The sequence below is a fragment of the Cupriavidus sp. GW822-FHT06G04 genome (assembly GCF_058799075.1).
Genome location: NZ_JBXALD010000002.1, coordinates 689,938 through 712,678 on the forward strand (window position 1 = coordinate 689,938; position 22,741 = coordinate 712,678).

Sequence of the window (22,741 nt, forward strand, 5' to 3'; positions counted from 1 at the left end):
TTCAGAAAGAGAAATTCTTCAATGCATCCGGCATGCCTTGCGCCATCGCAGCCTGCTCCTTGGCGGCATACGTGGCGGCATCCCAGACTTCGAAATGGCTGCCCATGCCAAGCAGCATCACTTCCTTGTCCAGCAGGGCGGCGCTGCGCAATTCCGGTGCAATCAGCACGCGGCCGGCGCCATCCATATCCACGTCGGCGGCATTACCGAGAAAAATCCGCTTCCACCAGTGGGCGTCCATCGGCAGCGCGGCAATGCGACCGCGAAAGACTTCCCACTCTGGCCGGGGAAAGAGCAGCAGGCAGCCGTCCGGGTGCTTGGTCAGCGTCACCCGGCCCTCGGCCTGCGTTTGCAGCGCTTCGCGATACCGGGCCGGAATGGACATCCGCCCCTTGGCATCCAGCGACAGCGCCGATGCTCCCTGAAACAAGCTCGTTCCCCCGGTAACCGCCGACGTCTGGCGTCGTTGGCATGTCGATTCGTCTCGTGTGAAACCGTCTCGTCACGCGCAAATGATCGCAGACACAGTCGTGTTAATCACACAAAAATACACTTCCTCACACTATTTCCCACTTTAGAGGAAGCGTTTTGGCCGGTCAAGGCTCGCCATGGGGCAAGAAAAGGGATTTTTTTAATCAGAACAAAGACTTAGCGCGCCAACTTCACGCACCGTAAACGTGAATCCCTAATGAAATGAAGAACTTGGGGAAGAAAGCAGAGAAACCACCTGAGAACCAGCGAGGGAATACTGCCGACAGCGCGGTCTGCAATCAGTTCCGCGCCGTGGTGAAGGATACAACGTTTTGCTTTGAGCCTCGGCGGGACGGGGGCTGGCGGCGATTTCGGCGGACCGCCACGATAAAGCGGCGCGGTCTTCCGATAATCGCGTGGGACATGAAATGGCAACGCCCGCTTTTACCTGCGAGGCGCGATGCCGAAAATGGCAGCGCGCAATATCAGATGCGGTAGGCGGTGGAGGTCATGACTTTGGACGCTACGCGCATCAGCGCCCGCACCGGTCCGGGCAGCGGCACCCCGCCGGCCGCGCGAGCGGCATCGCCGTGGCGGACTTCGTCATCGCGCATCTGCTCCAGAATGGCGCGCGACCGTCCATCGGCTTCGGGCAGGCGATCGAGGTGTCCGTTCAGATGATGCTCGACCTGGCGCTCGGTCTCGGCCACAAAGCCAAGGCTCACGCGGTCGCCCGCACGGCCGGCCAGCACGCCGATGGCAAAGGCGCCGGCGTACCACACCGGATTCAGCAGACTCGGCCGCGAGCCCAGTTCGCGCAGGCGCTCCGCGCACCAGGCCAGATGGTCTTCTTCTTCCTGCGCGGCGGTATCCATTTGCGCGCGCACCTGCGCGCTGCGCGCGGTCAGCTTCTGCGCCTGGTACAGGGCCTGCGCGCAGACCTCGCCGACATGGTTGACGCGCATCAGTCCGGCCACGTGGCGACGCTCATCGGCGCTCATCCCTTCTGTGTCCGGGGCAAGCCGATCGGCGGGATTGGCTCGGCCGGCGCGCGTGGCACCGGCGATCGCGCGCAATGCGACATCGAATTCTCGAATCAACGTATCCATGCGTGTCAGTCAAAAAGCGGCAAACGCCCGGCGCGCATGCCCCACTCTCGAGTAGGGGTCCGCCTCTAGCGTGCCTCGGGATTTCCCGCATTGTACCTGCGCCGCTTTGTGCAGGTCCGCCCCGCCCGCGGCGAAAGCGCGCTGGCGCTACGGCCGGGTACTCAAAAACCCTGAGTTGTGAAAACAAGACAAGACGTTTACCTGAGGGTCAAAAGAAGTTCGCTTTTGCTAGAGTGATCGGCAGCTTCCAAGGAAGTCAAGCACGGAAGGATGTAGAGGGCTGACAGGAGGTCCTTCCGCATAGCTTCAACTACTAATAATTCTTAAGTGGAGATCACCCAGCATGAAAAAATCGCTACTCGCGCTTGCCGCGATGAGCGCATTTGCCACTGCTGCAAATGCGCAGACGAGCGTGACGCTGTACGGCGTCGTCGACCTGCCGATCGAATACAACAACAATCTGGCACCCGGCTTCAACACCAATCCCGCCACATGGGGCCCGAACGGCCGCCCGCCCTCGCTGGCTGGCGGCGGCAGCCGCGTCGGACTGCAGACCGGCGGCGGCTTGTCCGGTTCGCGCTGGGGTCTGCGTGGCACCGAAGACCTGGGCGGCGGCCTGAAGGCGTTGTTCGTGCTGGAAAGCGGTTTCGGCCTTGACGATGGCAGGTCGCAGCAAGGCGGCCGTCTGTTCGGTCGTCAGGCATTCGTCGGCTTGCAGAGCGATACGTACGGCCGCGTGACGTTCGGCCGCCAGTACACGACCATGTTCGACATGTTCGCGAACTTCTCGCCGACCGGCTACGCGACGATTTATGAGCCGGTGGTGGCGCAGCTGGGCACCAACTTCCGCTCCGACAACACCGTCAAGTACACGGCCGTGGTTGGTCCGGTCACGGCCGAGGCGCACTGGAGCTTCGGCACGGGCGTGGCAGCCATTGGTCCGGTGCCGCTCGCCAATTCGGGCGCCGGTGAAACGCCGGGCAACTTCAACAACAACGCCGGCGGCGGCGCGGGCCTGCTTTACCTGAGCGGTCCGCTGGGCCTGACGGTGGCCTACGACGAATGGCGTCCGGCAATCACGATCGGCCAACCGGGCCGTTCGCGCAAGATCGGCGCAGCCGGCAGCTACACGTATGGCCCGGCCAAGCTGATGGCTGGCTACCGCTACGGCCGCACCACGGACAACGCGGGCGCCGAACTGCTGCGCGACAACTACTTCTGGTTGGGCCTGAACTATCAGGTGACGGCGCCGCTGGGCCTGACGCTGGCGTACTTCTACGACGACGTGAAGACGATGCGTGCGTCGTCGGCGTTTGCCGCCGACAATCCCAAGAACCCGTGGCAGATCAGCTTCGTGGCCGACTACAACTTCTCGAAGCGCACGGACGTCTACCTGACGGCTGGCTACGTGAAGAACTCGGGCCTGAACTTCGACACGTCGGCAGTGAGCTTTGCAAACGGCTACCCGCTGCAGCAAGGCAAGGACAGCCAGATCGGCGTGGCCGTCGGTATCCGCCACAAGTTCTGATCCGCGGCACGACTTTGTCCTGATTTTGAAGGCGCCTTCGGGCGCCTTTTTTCATGCGCGTGAGCCATGTCTTAAGGGCTTCACCCCATCCAAGAAGTATGGCGCGCCCGACTAGAATGCCCTCAGACCGAAATACCGGCCGCCATCCCTCGGAGACCCTGTCATGCATCACCCCCGCCGACGCACCGTCGCACTGCTCCTGTCGCTCGCGCTGAGCCCGCTGGCCATCCAGGCGGCCCACGCCAGCGACGCGTATCCCGCCAGGCCGATCCGGCTGGTCGTGCCGTTTCCCGCGGGCGGCACCACCGACATCATGGCGCGCGCGGTGTCGGCCGAGCTATCGAAGCTGCCGGGATGGAACGTGGTAGTCGACAACAAGCCGGGCGCGGGCGGCAATATCGGCTCCGACATCGTGGCCAAGGCCGCGCCGGACGGCTACACGCTGTTGATGGGCACGGTTGGTACGCATGGCATCAACCAGTCGCTGTACGGCAAGCTGCCGTTCGACCCGATCAAGGATTTCGCGCCAATCACCGCCGTGGCGTCGGTGCCGAACGTGCTGGTGGTCAATCCCGCCTTCGCGGCGCAGAACAAGATCAATAGCGTCAACGACCTGATCGCCTACGCCCGTGCCAATCCGGGCAAGCTGAACATGGCGTCGAGCGGCAACGGCACGTCGATCCACCTGGCGGGCGAACTGTTCAAGACGCAGACCAAAACCTTCATGGTCCACTTCCCGTATCGCGGCAGCGGTCCGGCGCTGACCGATCTGACCGGCGGCACGATGCAGGTGATGTTCGACAATCTGCCGTCGTCGATGCAACTGATCAAGTCCGGCAAGCTCAAGGCGCTGGCCGTGACGAGCGCCAAGCCGTCGCCGGCGCTGCCGGGCATTCCGACCGTCGCCGCCGCGGCGAACCTGCCCAGCTTCGAAGCCAGCTCGTGGTTTGGCCTGCTGGCGCCAGCGGGAACGCCGCCCGAGATCATCAACCGGCTCCAGCAGGAAGTCTCCAAGAGCCTGAACTCGCCCGCCGTGCGCGAGCGCTTGATGGCCCAGGGTGCGGACCCGGTCGGCAACACGCCCGAGCAGTTCGCCGCGTTCATTCGCGCGGAGCACATCAAATGGGCCAAGGTCGTGAAGGACTCGGGCGCCAAGGTGGACTAGCGTCAAACCACAAGGTGGTGCCGCCGCCAGCGCATATACTTGAGGCATCAAATGTTCGAACCTGCTCCATTACGATGCCCAATCCTTCCGCCGCCGGCAGTGCTGCCGATGTCCCGCCGGTCGATCTCGAAACGAGCGCCGGCGAGTCGGACCACGAGGCGTTGCGACTCTGGCTGCGCCTGCTGACCTGCACCACGCTGATCGAAGGCGACATCCGCTCGCGCCTGCGGCAGGAGTTCGCCGTCACGTTGCCGCGCTTCGACCTGATGTCGCAACTCGACCGTCATCCGGAAGGCCTCAAGATGGGCGAGCTGTCGCGCCGCATGATGGTAACGGGCGGCAATGTCACGGGCATCACCGACCAGTTGCAGCAGGAGGGCCTGGTCACGCGCGAAGCCCTGCCCACCGACCGTCGCGCCTTTCTGATCCGGTTGACGCCGGCCGGGCGGGAGGCGTTTTCGCGCATGGCGCGCGCGCATGAAAGCTGGGTGGAACAATTGTTCGCAGGGCTTGCCGAAACGGATCGACGCACGCTGTTTCGCGTGCTTGGCCGCCTGAAGACCAGCCTGACCACGCCATGATCTATCGTCCATTTCGTCTATTTAGCCCGCGGCCCATGCCAGCCGGCGCAGTCCGCGCGGCCGCCGTGGCCACCGTGACCGCAGTTGCCTTGACCGCCCTGGCGGCATGCAGCAGCGCACCGGCCGGCCCGCAGGTCACGCCGGTCAACGCCACCATCAAGCTTGGCCGCGTCACCGGGAAAACGTTTCTGTCGCGCGTGGATGTGCCGCAGGCCAGCAGCTACGGCGGCTATGGGGTTGGCGTTGGCGGAGTGGCCGGCGGCGGAGGCGGAGGCGGCGGTGTGGGAATGGGATTTTCGGTGGACCTGACGCGGCTGCTGAACCGTCAGCAACCGGCGCCGCAGATAGACCTGTACCAATACACGGTCAAGACACTCGATGGCACGGTGGCACAGGTCAATGGCCCGGCGGCGCCAGGCCTGGAAGCGGGCACGTGCGTGCGGCTGATTTATGCCGATGGCTCGACGCAGCCGCAAATGGCGCCGTCCAACGAATGCTGAATCGATCGGCGACGCGGTTAGCGTACGCCCTCCTGCGCGACGGGCCGGAGGGCGCGCGCGACGCCAGACGCTGAAGTCCCGTCAGGCCGCCTTGCGGCTGTCGCGCAATTCGCGGCGCAGGATCTTGCCGACATTGGTCTTCGGCAATTCGGTACGGAACTCGACGTACTTCGGCCGCTTGTAGCCGGTCAGGCGGTCCTTGCAGAACGCGATCACATCGGCTTCCGACAGCGCCGGATCCTTCTTGACCACGAACAGCTTCACCACCTCGCCCGAGTGCTGGTCGGGCACGCCCACCGCGGCCACTTCCAGCACGCCCGGGCATTCGGCCACCACGCCTTCCACCTCGTTCGGATACACGTTGAAGCCCGACACCAGGATCATGTCCTTCTTGCGGTCGACGATCTTGGTGTAGCCGCGCTCGTCCATCACGCCGATATCGCCGGTCTTGAAGAAGCCGTCGGGCGTCATGACCTTGGCCGTCTCGTCGGGGCGATTCCAGTAGCCGGCCATGACCTGCGGACCCCGCAGGCAGATTTCGCCAGGCTGGCCGAGCGGCAGTTCCTTGCCGTCGTCATCGCGGATCGACACTTCGGTCGAAGGCAGCGGCAGGCCGATGGTGCCCGAGAACGCGTCGGTATCGGTCGGGTTGCAGGTGGCCGACGGCGAGGTTTCGGAAAGGCCATAGCCCTCGATGATCGGGCAGCCGGTCTTGGCCAGCCAGTTCTTGGCCACGGCTTCCTGCACGGCCATGCCGCCACCATTGGCCACGCGCAAACCCGAGCAATCGACCTTGCTGAAATCGGGATGGTTGAGCAGCGCGTTGTACAGCGTGTTGACCGCCGGGAACATGTTGAACTTGTACTTCTGCAGTTCCTTGATGAAGCCCGGAATATCGCGCGGATTGGGAATCAGGATGCTCAGGCCGCCGCTGCGCATGCCCAGCAGGCAGCAGACCGTGAGCGCGAAGATGTGATACAGCGGCAGCGCCGTGATCGTGATCACCTGATCGATATGCGCGCCCTTGGCCAGCGCCGGCTGCATCCATGCTTCGGACTGCAGAACGTTGGAGACGATGTTCCGGTGCAGCAGCGTCGCGCCCTTGGACACGCCCGTGGTACCGCCCGTGTATTGCAGGAACGCGATGTCGTCGGGGCCGGTGGTGACCGGCTTCAGTTCCATGCGCCGGCCTTCAGCCAGCACGTCGTTGAAGCGCACGCAGTTAGGCAGTTCCCACGCCGGCACCATCTTCTTGACGTTGCGCACGACGAAATTGACGATGGCGCCCTTCAGGCCGCCCAGCATGTCGCCCATGCTGGCCACCACGATATGCTTGACCGGCGTGGCGGGCAGCACCGCCTGTAACGTCGCGGCAAAATTCTCAAGAATGACGATGGCCTCGGCGCCGCTGTCCTTGAGCTGGTGTTCCAGTTCGCGCGGCGTGTACAGCGGATTGACGTTGACCACCACATAGCCGGCGCGCAGCACGGCAGCCAGGGCCACGGGGTACTGCAGCACATTGGGCATCATCAGCGCGACGCGCGCGCCGGGCCGCAGCCCGCGCGACTGCAGCCACGCGGCAAACTGGCGCGAAAGCTGGTCCAGTTCGCCATAGGTGATGGCCTTGTCCATGCAGATGAACGCGCGGCGATCGGCGTAGGTATGGAACGATTCCTCAAGCAACTGGGCCAGCGACCGGAACTGGCTGGCGTCGATTTCCGCGGGAACGCCTGCCGGATAGTGTTTCAGCCACAGCTTTTCCATACCGTCTCCTGAATTTCTGAATGATCGTTCGATTTTTTGGGAATGCTAAACGCGCGTGCCGCCCGAGCACAACCTGTTAGACGAAGTCCTCCACGAATTTCTCGGCGGAAACAGTGGATTATGCGCCACGCGCGGCGCGCTTCAAGGGAATACCCTGACCGTTCCGCGCCAGGTCGGGTCGGCCGCGAGCGGCGCGCAGCCGCATGGGCGACGTCTGCGCCCGCCGTTCCGCGCGGCTCAGATCGGCAGCACCAGCTTCATCATGTTGTGCGCGAGCTCCTGGGCCAGCGCCTCCGGATCCATACGTCCCGGCTCGTGCCACGTGTACATGAAGCCGACCACCCCGCCGATCGTATGCGCCGTCACGCGCGCATCGCCAAATGCAAACACGCCGGCGGCGCGGCCTTCTTCGAGCATCCCGTACAGATCGCGATAGAACTCGCGCGCCATGCTATTGAGCCAGGTCACGGTCTCGGGCTGCAGGTACTGGTTGTCGCGGAAGCTCAACGCGGCGGCCACATGGCAGCGCACGCAGCGGCGCGCCATTTCGAGCAGGCATGTGTGCAGGCGCTCGCGAATCGGCAGCGAAGGATCGGCGGTCTCGCGGATCACCGGCAGGCAGGTCTGCGCCGACTCCCGGCACAGGATGTCGAAGATCTCGTACTTGTCGGCAAAGTAGTAATAGACCGCCGGCTTGGTGACGCCCAGCGCGCGGCACAGGTCGTTCATCGTCATGCCCGGATAGCCCTTGGTGTAGAAAAGCTGGGCGGCGGTGTCGAGGATCTGGCGCCGACGCGCTTCCTGGCGCTCGGCAACGTGCGAGCGAGCCGGGCCGTCTTCGCTCAGCGTGGCGGCTTCGGTGGCGCGTGGCGGGTGACCTGTTTTTCGGGGAGCATGCGACATGGGCGCCATTCTCGCACGCAGCGCGCGCGCCACCATCGGGGAAAGTCCCGCGTCCGGGCGTTCAGGGATGGGGTGCGGCGGACGCGGCGTCGGCGCCGCGCGCAGTCAGCGGCGTCACTTCGGTTGCGGGCGGCGCTAGTCTGCGCAGCGCGGCGTCGCGCTCGGCCGGCGGCAGGTCGCCAATGCGGCGTACGGCCGTATAAAACTTTTCCCAGTCGCCGCCCGACTGCGCCAGCAGCGCCGTGAACGCGGGCACCCATTGCTGATACGTGGCGACGGCGGCCAGATGGGCGTTGGTCAGCGGCTGGTCGAACCAGCGATCGTATCCGGTATAGCCGCCCCACTCCGTCTTCAGCGCCGCATAGTCGTTGCGCAGGCCGTCGAAGATGCGCGCCTTGCCCTCGCGCTTGGCCGCGTCGTCGAGCGGCGACTTGTACAGCGTCACCAGCTTGTCGCGCGTGCTCAGCAGCATCGCGCGGAACTGGCGACGCCGGGCATCGTAGATCGCATAGCTGGCCCGTGCATCGGGCGAGCCGTCCTGCGCCAGCCAGCGCTGCACGCCGGCCGTCTCCACGGCGGTGGCAAACGACTCGTTGAACGCGGTGTCGTTGCGCACGTAGACCACCTGATGCGCTAGCTCGTGGAAGATCAGACGCGCCAGCTCGCCCTCGGGCTGGTAGACGAACGTGTTCAGCAGCGGATCGTCAAAGTAGCCGAGCGTCGAATAGGCGGGAATGCCGGCGACATAAGCTTCCAAACCGTCATGCCGCAGGTTTTGGGCGTAATGCTCCGCGTCGTTCTGATCGTAGTAGCCGCGGTATGTGATGCAGCCGACGATCGGAAAACACCATTTGCGCAGTTCCATCGACAGCTCCGGCGTGGCAAACACGCTCCACACCACATAGGGCCGATGCAGATTGGCATAGCGCCGATAGCTGCCATTGTCGGGCAGCTTCAGTTCGCGTGAGGCGTAGTCGCGGATGCGGCGCGCCAGTTCCAGCCGGCTGGCCAGCTTGACGTCGTGCGCGCCGTTGGCCGTTGCGATGGCGTCGTCAAGCGACTGCGCGCGCGACATCACGCCAAGGTGTCCGCCGATCGACTGGTAGTAGTAGCCGACCGTATCGCAGCCGGCCGCCAGCAAAACCGCGGCAAGCATCGCCACGATGCCTGCCATGCGTCGGCGGCGCGGCCTGCGGATCATGACGCCAGCGTCTCGGACCGGACCGCCTCCACTTCCACGAGGCAGTCATAGAACACCGGCGCGCGGCCGAGGTCGGTCAGGCGCTGGCTGGTCAGCTCGTTGGCGTTCTTGCCGTCGGGCGCGAGCTTCTTCCACCAGATCGACAGACCGACAACCAGCCCCTGCCGGGCGCGATCGGTCACGCGGGCGCGCGCCTGCATGCTGCCGCGATCGTTGAACGCGCGCACCATATCGCCGTGCACGATGCCGCGCGCGGCGGCGTCGGCCGGATGGATATCCAGATGCGGTTCGCCTTCGGTGGCGCGCAGGCTGTCGACATTGACGAACGAGCTGTTCAGGAAGTTGCGCGCGGGCGGGGAAATCATCGCCAGCGGGTAGCGTGCCGCCAGTTCCGGCGCGGATGCCGGCGCTTCGTAAGGCGGCACATAGGCGGGCACGGGATCAAGTCCATCGCGCGCCATCGCTGCCGAATAGAACTCGCACTTGCCCGAAGGCGTCGGGAAGCCGCCCTGGGCAAACGGCGCCGCGCCGATATTCAGTTTCTGCCAGCCGCGCGCCTTCAGCGAATCCCAACTGATGCCCTCGGCACGGCTGTCATTGCGAAGAATGGCCTGGTCGGCGATGGTTTCGTCGCTATCGGCAAAGCACGGATCGGTGAAGCCCATGCGCGCAGCCAGGCGGCGAAAGATCTCGGTGTTCGGCAACGCCTGGCCAAGTGGCGCCACCGACTGGTTGTTGGCCAGGAAATAGGTGTGGCCGTAGGCCTTGTGCACGTCGATGTGTTCGAGCTGGGTAGTGGCGGGCAGCACGATATCGGCATAGTCCGCGGTATCGGTGCGGAAGTGTTCGAGCACCACCGTAAACAGGTCCTCGCGCGCAAACCCTTGCGCCACCTTGACCGATTCCGGCGCCACGGCCACCGGGTTGCTGTTGTAGACCACCACGGCCTCGATCTTGGGACCGTTGCCACCAGTGCCGTCGTCGAGCAGCGCGTCGCCGATGGTGCTCATGTTGACGGTGCGCGGCAGCTTCGGCCAGCTCGGCAGCAGGTCTGGGCGTTGCAGCGCGGCGGTATCGACCGGAAAGAAACCCGACGTCGACAATTGCAGACCGCCGGCAGCATGGCGCCACGCGCCCACCAGCGACGGCAGCGACGCCACCGCGCGCACCGCCTGGCCGCCGCCGCGCACGCGCTGCACGCCGTAGTTGAGACGAATGGCGACGGGCTCGCGTTCCTTGATCGCCAACTGTCCGTAGAGACCGGCGAGCCATTCGATATCCTCGACCGCCACGCCGCAGATCTGCGCCGCGCGCGCCGGCGGGAATTCCATCGCGCGCTCGCGCAGCGCGTCGAATCCGATCGTGTGCTGCGCGATGTAGTCGTGGTCGAGCAGATCGTCGCGGATCAGGATATGGATCATCGCCAACGCCAGCGCGCCATCGGTGCCGGGCATCGGCGCGATATGCCGGTGGCATTTTTCGGCGGTCAGCGAACGGTACGGATCGATCGCCACCAGCGTAGCGCCGCGGCGCTTGGCTTCCTGCGCGCGCGTCCAGAAGTGCAGGTTCGACGCAATCGGGTTGCCGCCCCAGATAATGATCAGCTTCGCATCGGCCACATGCTCGATGTCCATGCCGACGCTTGCGCCGTAGGTGTAGCGCAGCGCCGTGGCGCCGGCGCTGGCGCAGATCGTGCGATCGAGCAACGACGCGCCGAGCTTGTGGAAAAAGCGCGCCGCCATGCTTTCGCCCTGCACCAGTCCCATCGTGCCGGCGTAGCTGTACGGCACGATCGCCTCGGGGCTGCGCGCGGCGATGGCCGACAGGCGCTGCGCGATCTCGTCGAGCGCTTGGTCCCAGGAGATCGGCTCGAACTTGCCTTCGCCCTTCTTGCCGACGCGGCGCAACGGCGTGAGCAGGCGATCCGGGTGATACGTGCGTTCGGTATAGCGCGACACCTTGGTGCACAGCACGCCCTGGGTGCCGGGATGCTCCGGGTCCCCCGCCACCTTGACGGCGCGGCCATCCTCGACGGTGACGAGCAGCGCACAGGTATCGGGACAATCGTGGGGACAGGCGGCACGGACAATGCGGGTGGCCATGGTGGTATCGGCAGGCAATGGGGCTGTGGGGGGCGCCCGGTACGGGCATGGAGGCGGGCGGATGGCCCCGCGCGCTGGTCATTGAACCGACTGTGGCGCAGCGGCCTCGGCCGAACATGCCGGACCGGGAGAAAGTGTTTGAGTCCGATTGTATTCGATTATGATGTGCCGGCGCAGTCCGGCCCCGGCCGCACTGCCCGGCTTGCGGGCCGGGGTCCCCGCACCGGCGCCAGACCGGATCGGGACGCACGGTCCGAAAGCAGCACAGAAGCAACAAGAAACGTTTTACGGATTTTTGACGGGGATTCACATGGGTTTCACAACTGGGGTCAAGCGCCGGCAAGTGGTCGGCGCGATGATGGCGGCCGCGCTGGCCGCGACGGGCGTGCCGGGCGTCGCGCTGGCCGCCAACACGACGGCAGGCGAAGCGGGCGTTACCGCCGACACCATCGTACTGGGCCAATCGGCTGCGCTGACCGGTCCCACGGCCGTGCTGGGCAAGCAGATGAACGCAGGCGCGCGCCTCTACTTCGATTTCATCAACGGCCAGGGCGGCGTGTTTGGCCGCAAGATCGAACTCAAGGCGCTCGACGACATGTACGAGCCCGACGAGGCGATCAAGAACACCAAAAAGCTGATCGAGGAAGAACGCGTTTTTGCGCTGTTCGGTTATGTCGGCACGCCCACCAGCCAGGCGGTGTTGCCGATGATCAACCAGGCGCGCGTGCCGTTCTTCGCCCCGTTCACCGGCGCCCAATCGCTGCGCCAGCCGCAGAGCCGCTACGTGTTCCATGTGCGCGCCGGCTACGACGAGGAAACGGCCGCTATCGTGCGCCAGATCCGCACGACCGGCCTGAAGCGCGTCGCCGTGGTCTACAACGACGACGCGTATGGCCGCGCCGGCATCGCGGGGATCGAGCATGCGATCAAGTCGCTGCCTGCGGACAGCGGCGTGCAGCTCGTGGCACAGGAAAACGTGATCCGCAACACGGTTGAAATCGGCGACGCGATGCAGGGTGCCATGAAGGCCAAACCCGATGCGATCGTCATGATCAGCGCCTACCGCACCGTTGGCGCGTTCGTGAAGGAAGCGCTGCGCCGCGGCTACAGCGGACAGTTCTACAACGTGTCGTTTGTCGGCACGCAGGCGCTGGCCAAGGAAGTGGGCCCGCAAGGCAGCGGCGTGATCATTTCGCAGGTGATGCCGCATCCGGGCAATGCCACGCTGCCGGTGGTGCGCGAATATCTGCGGCTGCTGCAGGCTGCCGGCAAGCAGAACGACTTCGACTACGCCAGCATCGAGGGCTTCATCGCCGCCAAGGCGTTTGTCGAAGGGCTGCGCCGCACCGGCAAGGACCTCACGCGCGAACGCTTTGTCAGCGCGATGGAAGGCATGCGCAACGTCGATCTCGGCGGCTTTATCGTCCAGTTCGGTCCGGACAACCACGTCGGCTCGAAGTTTGTCGAGATGACCATCATCAACTCGCGCGGCGTCGTGATCCGCTGAGTGATATGCAGCCAGCCCGCCCGTTCGTTCCCGGCAAAGGGAATGAGCGGGCGCGCCGGGTTCAGCTCATGTCGTTCAGGTGACACGCGGAAAACCGCAGCGGCGCGATTTCCCGCAACTGCGGCTGTTCGATCTTGCAGCGCGGCATCGCATGCGGACAGCGCGGGTGGAAATGGCAGCCCGGCGGCGGATTGAGCGGCGACGGGATTTCGCCCTTGATCGCGACGTACGTCTTCTTTCCCACCTCCAGCTTGGGCGCTTCGGCCAGCAGCGCCTGCGTATAAGGATGGTTCGGCGCGGCGAATACCTGCTCCGTCGGCGCCGACTCCACCACGCGTCCAAGGTACATGATCACCACGCGGTCGCTGATGTGCTTGACCACGCCGAGATCGTGGCTGATGAACAGATAGGTCAGGTCCAGCTCTTCGCGCAGCCGCATGAAAAGGTTCAGCACCTGCGCCTGGATCGATACATCAAGCGCCGCGACCGATTCGTCGCAGACCAGAAATTCCGGCTTGACGGCCAGCGCCCGCGCGATTCCGATGCGCGCGCGCTGCCCGCCCGAAAACTGGTGAGGAAAACGGCGCAGGACGGTCGGGTCCATCCCGACGCGCACGAGCATGTCCTCGACATACGCCTGTTGCGCACGCTTCTCGACCATGCCGTGGACCACCGGCGCCTCGCCGACGATATCGAGCACGCGCAGCCGAGGATTCAGCGACGCATAGGGGTCCTGGAAAATCATCTGGATCGCCAGTTGCCGCTCGCGTCTTTTCTCCGGCGGCAGCCGGTCCAGATCGGTGCCGCGCCAGAAGCGCTCGCCCTCGGTCAGCGTGTGCAGGCCGACCACCATGCGTCCCAGCGTGGATTTGCCGCAGCCCGATTCCCCGACCAGTCCGACCACTTCGCCCGCACGGATCGCCAGGTCGACCTTGTCGACCGCGTGGACCACCTCGGTGCGCTGCTTCGCGCCAAACACGTTGGCGATCTTCGCGGCAACGTCGAGCGACTTGACGAAGCGCTTCGAGACGCCGCGCATTTCGAGCAATGGCGCGGGCGGCATGGCCGTCTGCCCGGCCGGCGCGGTCGCGGCGCGTTCGGCGGCGGTATCAATCACCGTGGCGTTCATGCTGCCTCCTGCTGGACATGCACTGGATGGAAACAGCGCAACTGGCGACCGTCCGCGGAGATTTCCAGGGGCGGGTCGGTCTTGCAGACGTCCGTCGCATAGGGACACCGATTACGGAACGAACAGCCGCCGGGCAGGTTCAGGAGCGACGGCGTCATGCCCGGAATCTGCCGCAGCGGCGTGCCGCGCGGATTGCGCGACGGCGCCGAACCAATCAGTCCGTGCGTGTAGGGATGCTGCGGATGTTCGAGCACCTGGCGCACATCGCCCGACTCCACGATCTTGCCGGCGTACATCACACAAACCTTGTCGGCCAGGCCCGCCACCACCGACAGGTCGTGCGTGATCCAGATCAGCGACGTCCCCGATTCACGGCATAGCGTTTGCATCTCGTAAAGAATCTGGCCCTGGATGGTCACGTCGAGCGCGGTGGTTGGTTCGTCGGCGATGATCAGGTCGGGCTTGTTGAGCAAGGCGATGGCGATCGCCACGCGCTGCCGCATGCCGCCGGAAAACTGATGCGGATACGCCAGCAGCCGCTCGTCCGGCGATGGAATCCCGACGCGCGCCAGCGCATTGCGCGAGCGCTCGCGCGCGACGGCCTTGCTAACGTCATCGTGCGCGCGCACTGCTTCCATCATTTGCGTATCGATGCGCAGGACCGGATTCAACGTCATCATCGGATCCTGGAAGATCATCGCCACGCGATTGCCCCGCACGTCGCGCTGTTGCGCAGGCGTCAGCGCACGCAGGTCGCGCGTCACGCCGTCGCGGCTGGTCAGCGCGATACGGCCATCCACGACCTTGCCCGGTGCGTCGATCAATCCCATGATCGAATAGCCGGTCATCGACTTGCCCGAGCCCGATTCGCCGACCAGACCGAGGATCTCGCCGCGACCCACCGTGAACGACACGTCGTCCACGGCCTTGGCCACGCCAGCGCGTGTAAAGAACTGCGTCTTCAGATGTTCGACGACCAGGGTTGGCTGCGTCATATTGGCTCCGTTCCGTGCCCGCGATTACTGGGTCTGCAAGCGCGGGTTCAGCACATCGCGCAACTGATCGGCCACGAGATTCATCGCGACGATGGTGACCACCAGCGCGATCCCGGGAAAGAAGCTGATCCAGTACCGGCCGGACAGCATGTACTGCTGGCCGTTGGCGATCAGCATGCCCAGCGACGGCTCCGTCACCGGCACGCCCAGCCCGAGGAACGACAGCGTCGCCTCGAGCGTGATCGCCGAGGCCACCTGCAGCGCGGCGATCACGATCAGCGGCGGCAGGCAATTGGGCAGCAGATGGCGAAACATGATGCGCTGCGGCGGCAGACCAAGACAGGTGGCCGCCTCGATGTATTCCTTGCGCCGTTCCACCAGCGCGGCGCTGCGCGTGGTGCGCGCGTAGTAGGCCCACTGCACGGCGACGAGGGCAATGACGATATTGCCGATGCCGGGGCGCAGGAATGCCAGCAGGATCAGCGCCAGCAGGATGGGCGGAAACGACAGCTGCAGATCGGCCACGCGCATGATGAACGCTTCGACGCGCCCGCCGACGAAGCCGGCCAGCAGGCCGAGCGTGGCGCCCAGAATCAGCGCCACCACGGTACTGAACACGCCCACGCCGATGCTGATGCGCAGGCCATACATGACGGCCGACAGCATGTCGCGGCCCTGCTCGTCGGTGCCGAGCAGATAGCGCACGCCATCGTCGCCCACCTCGCCCGGTGTGCGGAAGTTCTCCAACGTGCTGATGGTCGACAGATCGTACGGATTCTGCGGCGAAATCAGCGGCGCGAAAATGGCAATCAGCAGGATCGCCACCAGCACGACCAGCCCAAGCACGGCGAGCCTGCTTTCGAAGAACTGCCGGACGAAGCGCCGGAATGGCGTCTGTTCCTTGACTGTCTTGGCCGGCGCGGCGGCTTCCTGCGATGCGGTGGAAGTGCTCATGGCTCAGCCCTTGTTGTCGGCGATGCGCACGCGCGGATCGAGCATGCTGTAAATGATGTCCACCACGAGGTTGATCAGGATGAACAGCGTCACGATCACCATCAGGTAGGCGACGATCACGGGCCGGTCCAGCAACTGGATCGAGTCGATGATCAGTTTGCCCATGCCAGGCCACGCGAAGATCGACTCCGTGACGATGGCAAACGCGATGATCGAACCGAACTGCAGCGCGATAACGGTGACGATCGGAATCAGGATGTTCTTGAGTACGTGCACGCCCACGATGCGCGCGTTGGACAGGCCCTTGGCGCGGGCAAACTTCACATAGTCCTGCAGCATGGCCTCCTGCGCGCCCGCGCGCGTCAGGCGAATCACCATCGCGATATTCAGCAGCGACAACGTGACGGCCGGCAGGATCAGGTGGCGAATGCCGTCGACCGTAAGAAAACTCAGCGGCACGCCCAGCACGCTGACGGTCTCGCCTCGTCCGTTCGACGGCAGCCAGCCAAGCTGCACGGCAAACACCATGATCAGCATCAGTCCCACCCAGAACGTGGGTAGCGAGAACCCCAGGATCGACACGGTCATGATGGTCTTGCCCGCCACGCCATTCGGCCGCAGGCCGGCCCAAAGCCCGAGGGGAATGCCCAGCACGATGGCTAGCAAGATGGCGCAGACGGCCAGTTCCATTGTCGCCGGCATGCGCTCGAAGATCAGCTTGAGCGCCGGCGTGCCATGCGCGAACGACGTGCCGAGGTTACCGTGCAGCGCGTTCTGCAGGAATATCCAGTACTGCTCCCAGAGCGGCTTGTCCAGGCCGAGCGCCGCGATGGTGCGCTTGATGTCTTCCTGATCCGCCTGCGGGCTGATCAGGATGTCGACCGGGTTGCCGATGGCAAAGACGCCGAGGAACACGAGCAGCGACATGACCAACAGCACAACCACGCTCTGCATCAGACGCCGAATGATGAAGACCAGCATTTTTCAGACGCTATCCTTTCGCTGACCGCCGCGAAGGCGGTCGGCGTGTTCGCGATCCCACGCGCACGTCGCGGAAGATTCGCCCCGACCCGCCGTCCGGGCCGGGGCCGCGATCATACCGGAGCCGGCGCATGACGCGCCGGGCGCCGCATTGCCTGAAGGCCAGCCCGTCGCCGGGCCGGCTGACTGCCACTGGCTTACTGCGGCTTGAAGTTGTGCGCGTAGGTACGCTCGTCCGTGCGCGGCACATAGGTGATGCCCTTCTGCGTGGCCCACGTAGTGACCTGATGATGGACCGGGATGATGCCGCCGTCCAGGATGGCGATGGCGGTGGCCTCCTGCAGCAGCTTGGAGCGCTCGTTGTCATCGACCGTGGCCAGCGCCTTTTCCAGCACCGCGTCCATCTTCGGATTGCAGTACTCGCCCCAGTTGGTGGTGCCGAAGCCCTTCTTGGAGTCCTCGCACGCCAGCAACGCACGCAGCGGCGAACTGACTTCACCGGTCTGCGCGCCCCATCCGACCAGCCCGAACGACCATTCGTGGCGGATTGCCTTCGACGAATACGTGGCCATCGGCATACCCTCCACCTTCGTATTGATGCCGATACGGGTGAGGTTCTGCGCGATCGCCTGGGCAATCTTCTCGTCGTTGACGTAGCGGTTGTTCGGCGTATGCAGCGTCAGGCCGAAACCGTTCGGATAGCCCGCATCGGCCAGCATTTTCTTGGCCGCTTCCGGGTCGTACTTGAGCGTCTTGAGCGCGGGATTGTGGCCAAACATCGTCGGCGGGACGAGGTTGTTGGTCGGCTCGGACAAGCCTTCCATCAGGCGATCCTTGATGCCCTGACGATTGATGGCGGTGCTGATGGCGATGCGCACGCGTGCATCCTTCAGCGGATTCTTGTCCATCGGCTGGCCGTCCTTCGTCGTGACAAACGGCGACTTGTCGCGCTTGGTGTCGAAGTACAGATAGATCACGCGATGGGAAATCTTCGAGAAGAACGACAGCTTGGGATCGTTGCGCACTTTCGGCAGATCCGGCGTCGGGACGTTCTCGATGGCCTGCACATCGCCGGACAGCAACGCGGCCAGGCGCGTGGCCGGATTCGGGATGAAGCGCAGCGTCACCTTCTCCCACGCAGGCTTGGGCCCCCAATAGTCGGGATTCCTGACCAGCTCGACCCGGTCGTCACGCGCATAGCTGACGAACTTGAAGGGACCCGTGCCGATCATGCCCTTGCCCTGCGCGAAATCGTCCGAAGACAGTCCCTGCGTGGCTTTCTTCTGCACCATGAAGACCGATGTCAGGTCGTTCAGCATCAGCGGATACGGCTGATTGGTGGTCAGCTGGATGGTGTACTTGTCGATGATCTTCTTGTTGATGATCGCCTTCGTATACACATCGAACTTGCCGGGACTATTGACGATCGTGGCGGGACGATCGAGCGACCACGCGATGTCCTCGGTGGTCAGTTCGGTGCCGTCATGCCACTTCACGCCCTTGCGGATCTTGAATTCCCAGGTGAGGTTGTTCACCAGCTTCCACGATTCGGCCAGACCAGGAATCACACGGCTGTCCGGATCGAGCTTGATCAGCGTATCGAACACGTGCTCGGACACATTGATGTTCGAGAACAGGTTGTAGAAGTGCGGATCCATCGAGGTCGGCGGCGAACTCATGGCGATCTTCAGATCCGCCGCATGCGCCGGCACAGCCAGACCTAGGCCGAGGACACCGGTCAGCAGGACGGCGCCCACCGTCTTGCCGACAACCTTCTTGAAGTGACGAAGGGACATCGCGCGATTCTCCCTGTGGGAATGCTTGAAATGACGTTTAGGATCAACCGCGTTTATCGCCGGTGCCATAACGGATTCGGCCGCATTTTGGTGCGGCGTTCCGCAAGGCAGCGTAGCGCGCGGCAGGCCGGGCACTTCAAGCATGAACTGTTCCAGCACTGCCAGTCGGCCGCCATGCGGGGAAACCCACCCGCGCAGAATAGGGCGCGCAATGCTGCGCCGCGACACACATTGCCCCCCGAGGGCAAGCTGCGGAAGGGCGTCGCGCGTGGCGGCTGGGTAGCGGAGGGTGACTGCGCTGGAGCGGCTTGCGGCGAATTGTGGCGACATCGAACGGCCTGGGGCGGCGCGCGGCCGTGCACGTCCGACCTGGCCGCGCGCCATCGACAACGCCTGGGTTTTGGCGCGCGATGGATAGCCGTCGTATGATCCCGATATTCCAATGCCCCAATTGCCCGGACTGGCATCATGAAGCTCATCCCCGAAATCCTGCAGGCGCAAGCCGAAATCCGAACCCTTCGCCGCGATATCCACGCCCATCCCGAACTCTGCTTCCAGGAACAGCGCACCGCCGATCTTGTGGCGAAAAGCCTCGAATCGTGGGGCATCGAAGTCCATCGCGGGCTTGGCACAACGGGACTCGTCGGCGTGATCCGCAACGGCAAGGGATCGCGCAGCATCGGCTTGCGCGCCGATATGGACGCGCTGCCGCTGCAGGAAGCCAACACCTTCGGCCATCGTTCGCAGCACGACGGCAAGATGCATGCTTGCGGTCATGACGGACATACCGCCATGCTGCTCGGCGCCGCGCGCTATCTGGCTGAACACCGCAACTTCGACGGCACCGTGAACCTGATCTTCCAGCCCGCCGAGGAAGGCGGCGGCGGTGCGCGCGAGATGATCAAGGACGGATTGTTCGAGCGCTTTCCGTGCGACGCCGTCTTCGGCATGCACAACTGGCCCGGCATGCCGGTGGGAGCCTTCGGCACAACGGCCGGCCCGCTGATGGCGTCGAGCAACGAATTCAAGATCGTGGTGCGGGGCAAGGGCGCGCACGCGGCCATGCCGCACAACGGTTGCGATCCTGTCTTTACCGGCGCGCAGATCGTGTCGGCATTGCAAGGCATCATCACGCGCAACAAGCGCCCGATCGACACTGCTGTCATTTCCGTGACGCAGTTCCACGCGGGCGATGCGACAAATATCGTGCCGAATGAAGCGTGGCTCGGCGGCACGGTGCGCACCTTCACCGTGCCTGTGCTGGATCTGATCGAGCGTCGCATGGAAGAAGTGGCGCGCGCCGTGGCCCAGGCATTCGATTGCACCATCGATTTCGAATTTCATCGCAACTATCCGCCGACGATCAACAGCAGCGCCGAGGCGCAGTTTGCAATCGATGTGGCCGCGGAGGTGGTTGGCGCATCGAATGTCGACGGGAATGTCGAGCCGACGATGGGCGCGGAAGATTTCTCCTTCATGCTGCAGGAAAAGCCCGGCTGCTATCTGTTTATCGGTAACGGCGAGGGGTCGCACCGCGAGGCCGGTCACGGCATGGGACCGTGCATGCTTCACAATCCCAGCTACGATTTCAACGACGAACTGCTGCCGGTGGGCTCGACGTTCTTCGTAAAGCTGGTGGAGAAATGGCTGGCGCCTGCGTGATGCGGCGACGCGATCTGTTCCGCTGAAATCCACGCCGCACGATGACTCACACGCAACTGGACGATGCTACCGCGACCCGATTCGCGGAAGTCGCGCTCGAGAATATCGTGCGGCCGTATCCGTACAAGGTCGACCATCTGATGGTGAGCGAGGAGGACCTGTCCACGCCCACCGTTGCGCATCCGGTCTTTTACGGCAGCTACGATTGGCACTCGTCGGTCCATATGCATTGGCTGCTGGTCAGACTGCTGGCGCTACGCCCGCATCTGTCTATCGCCACGCGGATTCGGGAAACGCTGACCGCGCGGCTGCGGGCCGATGCCATTGCAGTGGAGCTTGCCTACTTCGAGCGCGCGTCGTCGCGCACCTTCGAGCGGCCTTATGGCTGGGCCTGGATGCTTCGCCTTCAGGCCGAAATGTCTTCGCTGGCCGAACGCGATGGCGAGGCCGCGGCTTGGGCCGACGCCTGCGCGCCGCTGGCCCATCATCTCGCGCAGCGGCTGCACGACTACATCGAAACGGCAACCTTTCCTATTCGCACCGGGACGCACTTCAACAGCGCTTTTGCATTGGTGATGGCGTTGTCTTACGCGAAGATCGGGCATCATCCCGCCTTCCGCAAGGCAATCTTACGCCGCGCGCATCGCTGGTTTGGACACGATCAACGCTACCCGGCGCGGTACGAACCAGGCGGCGATGAATTCCTGTCGGGCGGCCTGATGGAGGCGGTGCTGATGCGTCTGATCTCCAGCGAGGAGGCGTTTGCCGGGTGGTGGGAGCTGTTTGCGCCTGCCCAGGCCGAGATGGGAACCTGGCTCACGCCAGTGGAAGTTGCCGATCGGACCGATCCGAAAATGTCACATCTCGACGGCCTGAACATGTCGCGCGCCTGGTGCTGGAGGCTGCTTGCGCCATCGTTACCGCCCAAGCTGCAGGCGCTTGCGGTACGGGCATGGTCCGATCATCTGGAAGCATCGTTGCCGCAGGCCGTCGATGGTCATTACGTCGCCACGCATTGGCTGGCGACGTTTGCGCTGTTGGCGCTCGAGGATGAGCGAGCGGGTTGTGGATGACGCGGGCCGCTCCAATTCCCGTCAAATCCCGCTAAATTCTCTCAATCTAGGAAGATGTCGCCGTACCAAGCCTCGGCGCGGCTTTTAGTATTGTCGGTATCCGTCATCAATCCCACCGCAAGGATCTTGCCCGGTTCCGCGCCAAATGCCTTGCGGTAGTCGGCGCGCAGGTCACGCTCATGGCATCGCCATTCATTGGTATGGCGTGTGCCCGAGTCGACCACGATCATGCGGACACGATCGGTATGAGGATTGTTAAGGATGGTGCCAACCGGGCGCTTGCCGCCCCAGATGTACATCAGCGTTGCGTAGGGCATCTCGCGCCCGGTGGTGATTCGCGCCATTTCGTACATCAGTTGATCGCGTAGCGATAAAGAACTGCGATCCCCGTCGAATGCGACAAAGATACGTAACGGTGAATCCTCGCGATGGCTCACCGCATTGTCGGCTACGCGGATGACGTCGCGCGTCTTCCACATCCAGCTCAGCGAGCCTGGATCCCGCTGAATCAATGGAACATAGAGACCGGAAGCAGAACCGTCCGCCTGCGCGTGCAACACCTTGCGTTGATCGACTTCCGTCAGCGAATAGCGTGTCGGCGTCTTGTTGCGATTGATGGTCCACGGTTGCCAGCCGATCGGGATCGGGGCGACTTCGGGCGATGTGGAAAATTGCGGCAGCTGGGTGAGCAGCGGCAGCAGTGGGACTTTCGGCTCGGTGTCGGCGCCATCGGCGCTGTCTGAGCCGACATCGTTATCCGAATCCGATGGCTGCAGGCGATTGGCCAATTCCAGCGGGTCCGGCGTGAAGTTGGACGTCTGAAGCGTTTTAGCGGCTTTTGCCGCGAACGTCGCGCAATTCCCATCGGAGACCGCAACCATCTGCGATGGATTCGTCGCTGTCATCGGCGAACTCGCGCAACCGGCGAGCGCGAGCGCGCTCAATGCATATGCCACTACTGGCCGAAACTTCGTGGCCATTTTACCCCCTGAACCCTGTTTCTCAACCCGTTCGTCGAATCCCAACATCCTGCGCGTCAGGCCTTTCGGCGCCGTAGCTTTGCTGTTGCAGACTGCATCGCGCTCACCTCAGTGAGACGCATGAGTGCTGACATTATCAGATGCGTATTTGACCGGGAATGCTCGGCTACCCTGAATACAACAGAGAACAACCGAGATTTCAGGAGAGGGCCGGGTAGAGGCAGCAATCCGCCGATGTATGGCGGCGCTATAAACCGCTCGCTCAAAAGCAAAACCCCCAAGCTTTTAGGGCTTGGGGGTTTTGGGGATAAGAGCCTGGCGATGACCTACTTTCACACGG

20 protein-coding genes are annotated in these 22,741 nt (G+C 64.0%); 8 read left to right on the top strand and 12 right to left on the bottom strand.

Annotated elements, in window-relative coordinates; all coding sequences use genetic code 11:
• Position 1: 1 nt before the first annotated feature.
• Together mraZ and coq7 are read right to left on the bottom strand one after the other, a co-directional pair.
• Complete coding sequence (mraZ, locus tag AC1RKI_RS07195) at positions 2-430, bottom strand: division/cell wall cluster transcriptional repressor MraZ (protein WP_061955256.1); 429 nt, start codon at positions 428-430, stop codon at positions 2-4.
• Positions 431-956: 526 nt separating this feature from the next.
• Positions 957-1,580, bottom strand: a complete 624-nt coding sequence (gene coq7 / locus AC1RKI_RS07200; protein WP_150979506.1) for a 2-polyprenyl-3-methyl-6-methoxy-1,4-benzoquinone monooxygenase — start codon at positions 1,578-1,580, stop codon at positions 957-959.
• 343 nt (positions 1,581-1,923) lie between these two features.
• On the opposite strand from coq7, the gene AC1RKI_RS07205 reads away from it, so the two are divergent.
• From AC1RKI_RS07205 to AC1RKI_RS07220, 4 genes are all read left to right on the top strand, one after another.
• Complete coding sequence (locus tag AC1RKI_RS07205; RefSeq protein WP_061955252.1) at positions 1,924-3,108, top strand: porin; 1,185 nt, start codon at positions 1,924-1,926, stop codon at positions 3,106-3,108.
• 163 nt (positions 3,109-3,271) lie between these two features.
• A complete protein-coding gene (locus tag AC1RKI_RS07210; protein WP_244786152.1) occupies positions 3,272-4,273 on the top strand; it encodes a Bug family tripartite tricarboxylate transporter substrate binding protein in 1,002 nt (333 codons plus the stop codon).
• A 74-nt stretch (positions 4,274-4,347) separates the two neighbouring features.
• Positions 4,348-4,854 (top strand): MarR family winged helix-turn-helix transcriptional regulator, encoded by a 507-nt coding sequence (locus AC1RKI_RS07215; protein ID WP_061955247.1) that lies wholly within the window; start codon positions 4,348-4,350, stop codon positions 4,852-4,854.
• A gap of 35 nt (positions 4,855-4,889) precedes the next feature.
• Complete coding sequence (locus AC1RKI_RS07220) at positions 4,890-5,354, top strand: hypothetical protein (RefSeq protein ID WP_492794361.1); 465 nt, start codon at positions 4,890-4,892, stop codon at positions 5,352-5,354.
• An 81-nt stretch (positions 5,355-5,435) separates the two neighbouring features.
• On the opposite strand, the gene AC1RKI_RS07225 is transcribed toward AC1RKI_RS07220, so the two are convergent.
• The 4 genes from AC1RKI_RS07225 to AC1RKI_RS07240 all read right to left on the bottom strand — a co-directional run bounded on the left by AC1RKI_RS07225 (position 5,436) and on the right by AC1RKI_RS07240 (position 11,324).
• On the bottom strand, positions 5,436-7,118 hold the full coding sequence (locus tag AC1RKI_RS07225) for a long-chain fatty acid--CoA ligase (protein ID WP_061955244.1): 1,683 nt from the start codon (positions 7,116-7,118) through the stop codon (positions 5,436-5,438).
• A gap of 237 nt (positions 7,119-7,355) precedes the next feature.
• On the bottom strand, positions 7,356-8,021 hold the full coding sequence (locus AC1RKI_RS07230) for a TetR/AcrR family transcriptional regulator (protein WP_200899109.1): 666 nt from the start codon (positions 8,019-8,021) through the stop codon (positions 7,356-7,358).
• Positions 8,022-8,082: 61 nt separating this feature from the next.
• The gene (locus AC1RKI_RS07235) at positions 8,083-9,222 is read right to left on the bottom strand and encodes an aminopeptidase (RefSeq protein ID WP_492794359.1); all 1,140 of its coding nucleotides are present in this window, start codon (positions 9,220-9,222) and stop codon (positions 8,083-8,085) included.
• Positions 9,219-11,324, bottom strand: a complete 2,106-nt coding sequence (locus tag AC1RKI_RS07240) for a molybdopterin-containing oxidoreductase family protein (protein ID WP_492794357.1) — start codon at positions 11,322-11,324, stop codon at positions 9,219-9,221. Before AC1RKI_RS07240 ends, AC1RKI_RS07235 begins: the two co-directional genes overlap by 4 nt.
• Positions 11,325-11,634: 310 nt before the next feature.
• Here AC1RKI_RS07240 and AC1RKI_RS07245 point away from each other — a divergent pair, with 310 nt between their 5' ends.
• The gene (locus AC1RKI_RS07245) at positions 11,635-12,831 is read left to right on the top strand and encodes an ABC transporter substrate-binding protein (protein ID WP_061960002.1); all 1,197 of its coding nucleotides are present in this window, start codon (positions 11,635-11,637) and stop codon (positions 12,829-12,831) included.
• Positions 12,832-12,892: 61 nt separating this feature from the next.
• Here the strand turns inward: AC1RKI_RS07245 and AC1RKI_RS07250 are convergent, their stop codons facing one another.
• The 5 genes from AC1RKI_RS07250 to AC1RKI_RS07270 all read right to left on the bottom strand — a co-directional run bounded on the left by AC1RKI_RS07250 (position 12,893) and on the right by AC1RKI_RS07270 (position 18,686).
• Positions 12,893-13,960 carry an ABC transporter ATP-binding protein gene (locus tag AC1RKI_RS07250; protein WP_061960003.1) on the bottom strand — a complete coding sequence of 356 codons (1,068 nt, stop codon included), beginning with the start codon at positions 13,958-13,960 and terminating at the stop codon, positions 12,893-12,895.
• The gene (locus AC1RKI_RS07255) at positions 13,957-14,955 is read right to left on the bottom strand and encodes an ABC transporter ATP-binding protein (protein ID WP_492794355.1); all 999 of its coding nucleotides are present in this window, start codon (positions 14,953-14,955) and stop codon (positions 13,957-13,959) included. Before AC1RKI_RS07255 ends, AC1RKI_RS07250 begins: the two co-directional genes overlap by 4 nt.
• Positions 14,956-14,979: 24 nt before the next feature.
• Complete coding sequence (locus tag AC1RKI_RS07260; RefSeq protein WP_061960005.1) at positions 14,980-15,909, bottom strand: ABC transporter permease; 930 nt, start codon at positions 15,907-15,909, stop codon at positions 14,980-14,982.
• A 3-nt stretch (positions 15,910-15,912) separates the two neighbouring features.
• A complete protein-coding gene (locus tag AC1RKI_RS07265; RefSeq protein ID WP_061960006.1) occupies positions 15,913-16,890 on the bottom strand; it encodes an ABC transporter permease in 978 nt (325 codons plus the stop codon).
• Positions 16,891-17,087: 197 nt separating this feature from the next.
• Positions 17,088-18,686: an ABC transporter substrate-binding protein gene (locus tag AC1RKI_RS07270; RefSeq protein WP_061960007.1), complete on the bottom strand. Its 1,599-nt coding sequence runs from the start codon at positions 18,684-18,686 to the stop codon at positions 17,088-17,090.
• A 468-nt stretch (positions 18,687-19,154) separates the two neighbouring features.
• Here AC1RKI_RS07270 and AC1RKI_RS07275 point away from each other — a divergent pair, with 468 nt between their 5' ends.
• Positions 19,155-20,348 (top strand): M20 aminoacylase family protein, encoded by a 1,194-nt coding sequence (locus AC1RKI_RS07275; RefSeq protein ID WP_061960008.1) that lies wholly within the window; start codon positions 19,155-19,157, stop codon positions 20,346-20,348.
• A gap of 41 nt (positions 20,349-20,389) precedes the next feature.
• Positions 20,390-21,421: a DUF2891 domain-containing protein gene (locus AC1RKI_RS07280; protein WP_492794352.1), complete on the top strand. Its 1,032-nt coding sequence runs from the start codon at positions 20,390-20,392 to the stop codon at positions 21,419-21,421.
• 41 nt (positions 21,422-21,462) lie between these two features.
• Here AC1RKI_RS07280 and AC1RKI_RS07285 read toward each other — a convergent pair whose 3' ends face one another.
• The gene (locus AC1RKI_RS07285) at positions 21,463-22,401 is read right to left on the bottom strand and encodes a DUF3047 domain-containing protein (protein ID WP_492794350.1); all 939 of its coding nucleotides are present in this window, start codon (positions 22,399-22,401) and stop codon (positions 21,463-21,465) included.
• Between the two features lie 120 nt (positions 22,402-22,521).
• Here AC1RKI_RS07285 and AC1RKI_RS07290 point away from each other — a divergent pair.
• Positions 22,522-22,741, top strand: a 220-nt coding sequence (locus tag AC1RKI_RS07290; RefSeq protein WP_492794348.1) for a hypothetical protein, incomplete at its 3' end; no start/stop codon positions are given.

Coding starts and splice junctions, on each gene's coding strand:
- coq7 (WP_150979506.1), bottom strand. CDS start 1,580: ATGGATACGTTGATTCGAGAATTCGATGTCGCATTGCGCGCGATCGCC.
- AC1RKI_RS07205 (WP_061955252.1), top strand. CDS start 1,924: ATGAAAAAATCGCTACTCGCGCTTGCCGCGATGAGCGCATTTGCCACT.
- AC1RKI_RS07210 (WP_244786152.1), top strand. CDS start 3,272: ATGCATCACCCCCGCCGACGCACCGTCGCACTGCTCCTGTCGCTCGCG.
- AC1RKI_RS07215 (WP_061955247.1), top strand. CDS start 4,348: ATGCCCAATCCTTCCGCCGCCGGCAGTGCTGCCGATGTCCCGCCGGTC.
- AC1RKI_RS07220 (WP_492794361.1), top strand. CDS start 4,890: ATGCCAGCCGGCGCAGTCCGCGCGGCCGCCGTGGCCACCGTGACCGCA.
- AC1RKI_RS07225 (WP_061955244.1), bottom strand. CDS start 7,118: ATGGAAAAGCTGTGGCTGAAACACTATCCGGCAGGCGTTCCCGCGGAA.
- AC1RKI_RS07230 (WP_200899109.1), bottom strand. CDS start 8,021: ATGTCGCATGCTCCCCGAAAAACAGGTCACCCGCCACGCGCCACCGAA.
- AC1RKI_RS07235 (WP_492794359.1), bottom strand. CDS start 9,222: ATGATCCGCAGGCCGCGCCGCCGACGCATGGCAGGCATCGTGGCGATG.
- AC1RKI_RS07240 (WP_492794357.1), bottom strand. CDS start 11,324: ATGGCCACCCGCATTGTCCGTGCCGCCTGTCCCCACGATTGTCCCGAT.
- AC1RKI_RS07245 (WP_061960002.1), top strand. CDS start 11,635: ATGGGTTTCACAACTGGGGTCAAGCGCCGGCAAGTGGTCGGCGCGATG.
- AC1RKI_RS07250 (WP_061960003.1), bottom strand. CDS start 13,960: ATGAACGCCACGGTGATTGATACCGCCGCCGAACGCGCCGCGACCGCG.
- AC1RKI_RS07255 (WP_492794355.1), bottom strand. CDS start 14,955: ATGACGCAGCCAACCCTGGTCGTCGAACATCTGAAGACGCAGTTCTTT.
- AC1RKI_RS07260 (WP_061960005.1), bottom strand. CDS start 15,909: ATGAGCACTTCCACCGCATCGCAGGAAGCCGCCGCGCCGGCCAAGACA.
- AC1RKI_RS07265 (WP_061960006.1), bottom strand. CDS start 16,890: ATGCTGGTCTTCATCATTCGGCGTCTGATGCAGAGCGTGGTTGTGCTG.
- AC1RKI_RS07270 (WP_061960007.1), bottom strand. CDS start 18,686: ATGTCCCTTCGTCACTTCAAGAAGGTTGTCGGCAAGACGGTGGGCGCC.
- AC1RKI_RS07275 (WP_061960008.1), top strand. CDS start 19,155: ATGAAGCTCATCCCCGAAATCCTGCAGGCGCAAGCCGAAATCCGAACC.
- AC1RKI_RS07280 (WP_492794352.1), top strand. CDS start 20,390: ATGACTCACACGCAACTGGACGATGCTACCGCGACCCGATTCGCGGAA.
- AC1RKI_RS07285 (WP_492794350.1), bottom strand. CDS start 22,401: ATGGCCACGAAGTTTCGGCCAGTAGTGGCATATGCATTGAGCGCGCTC.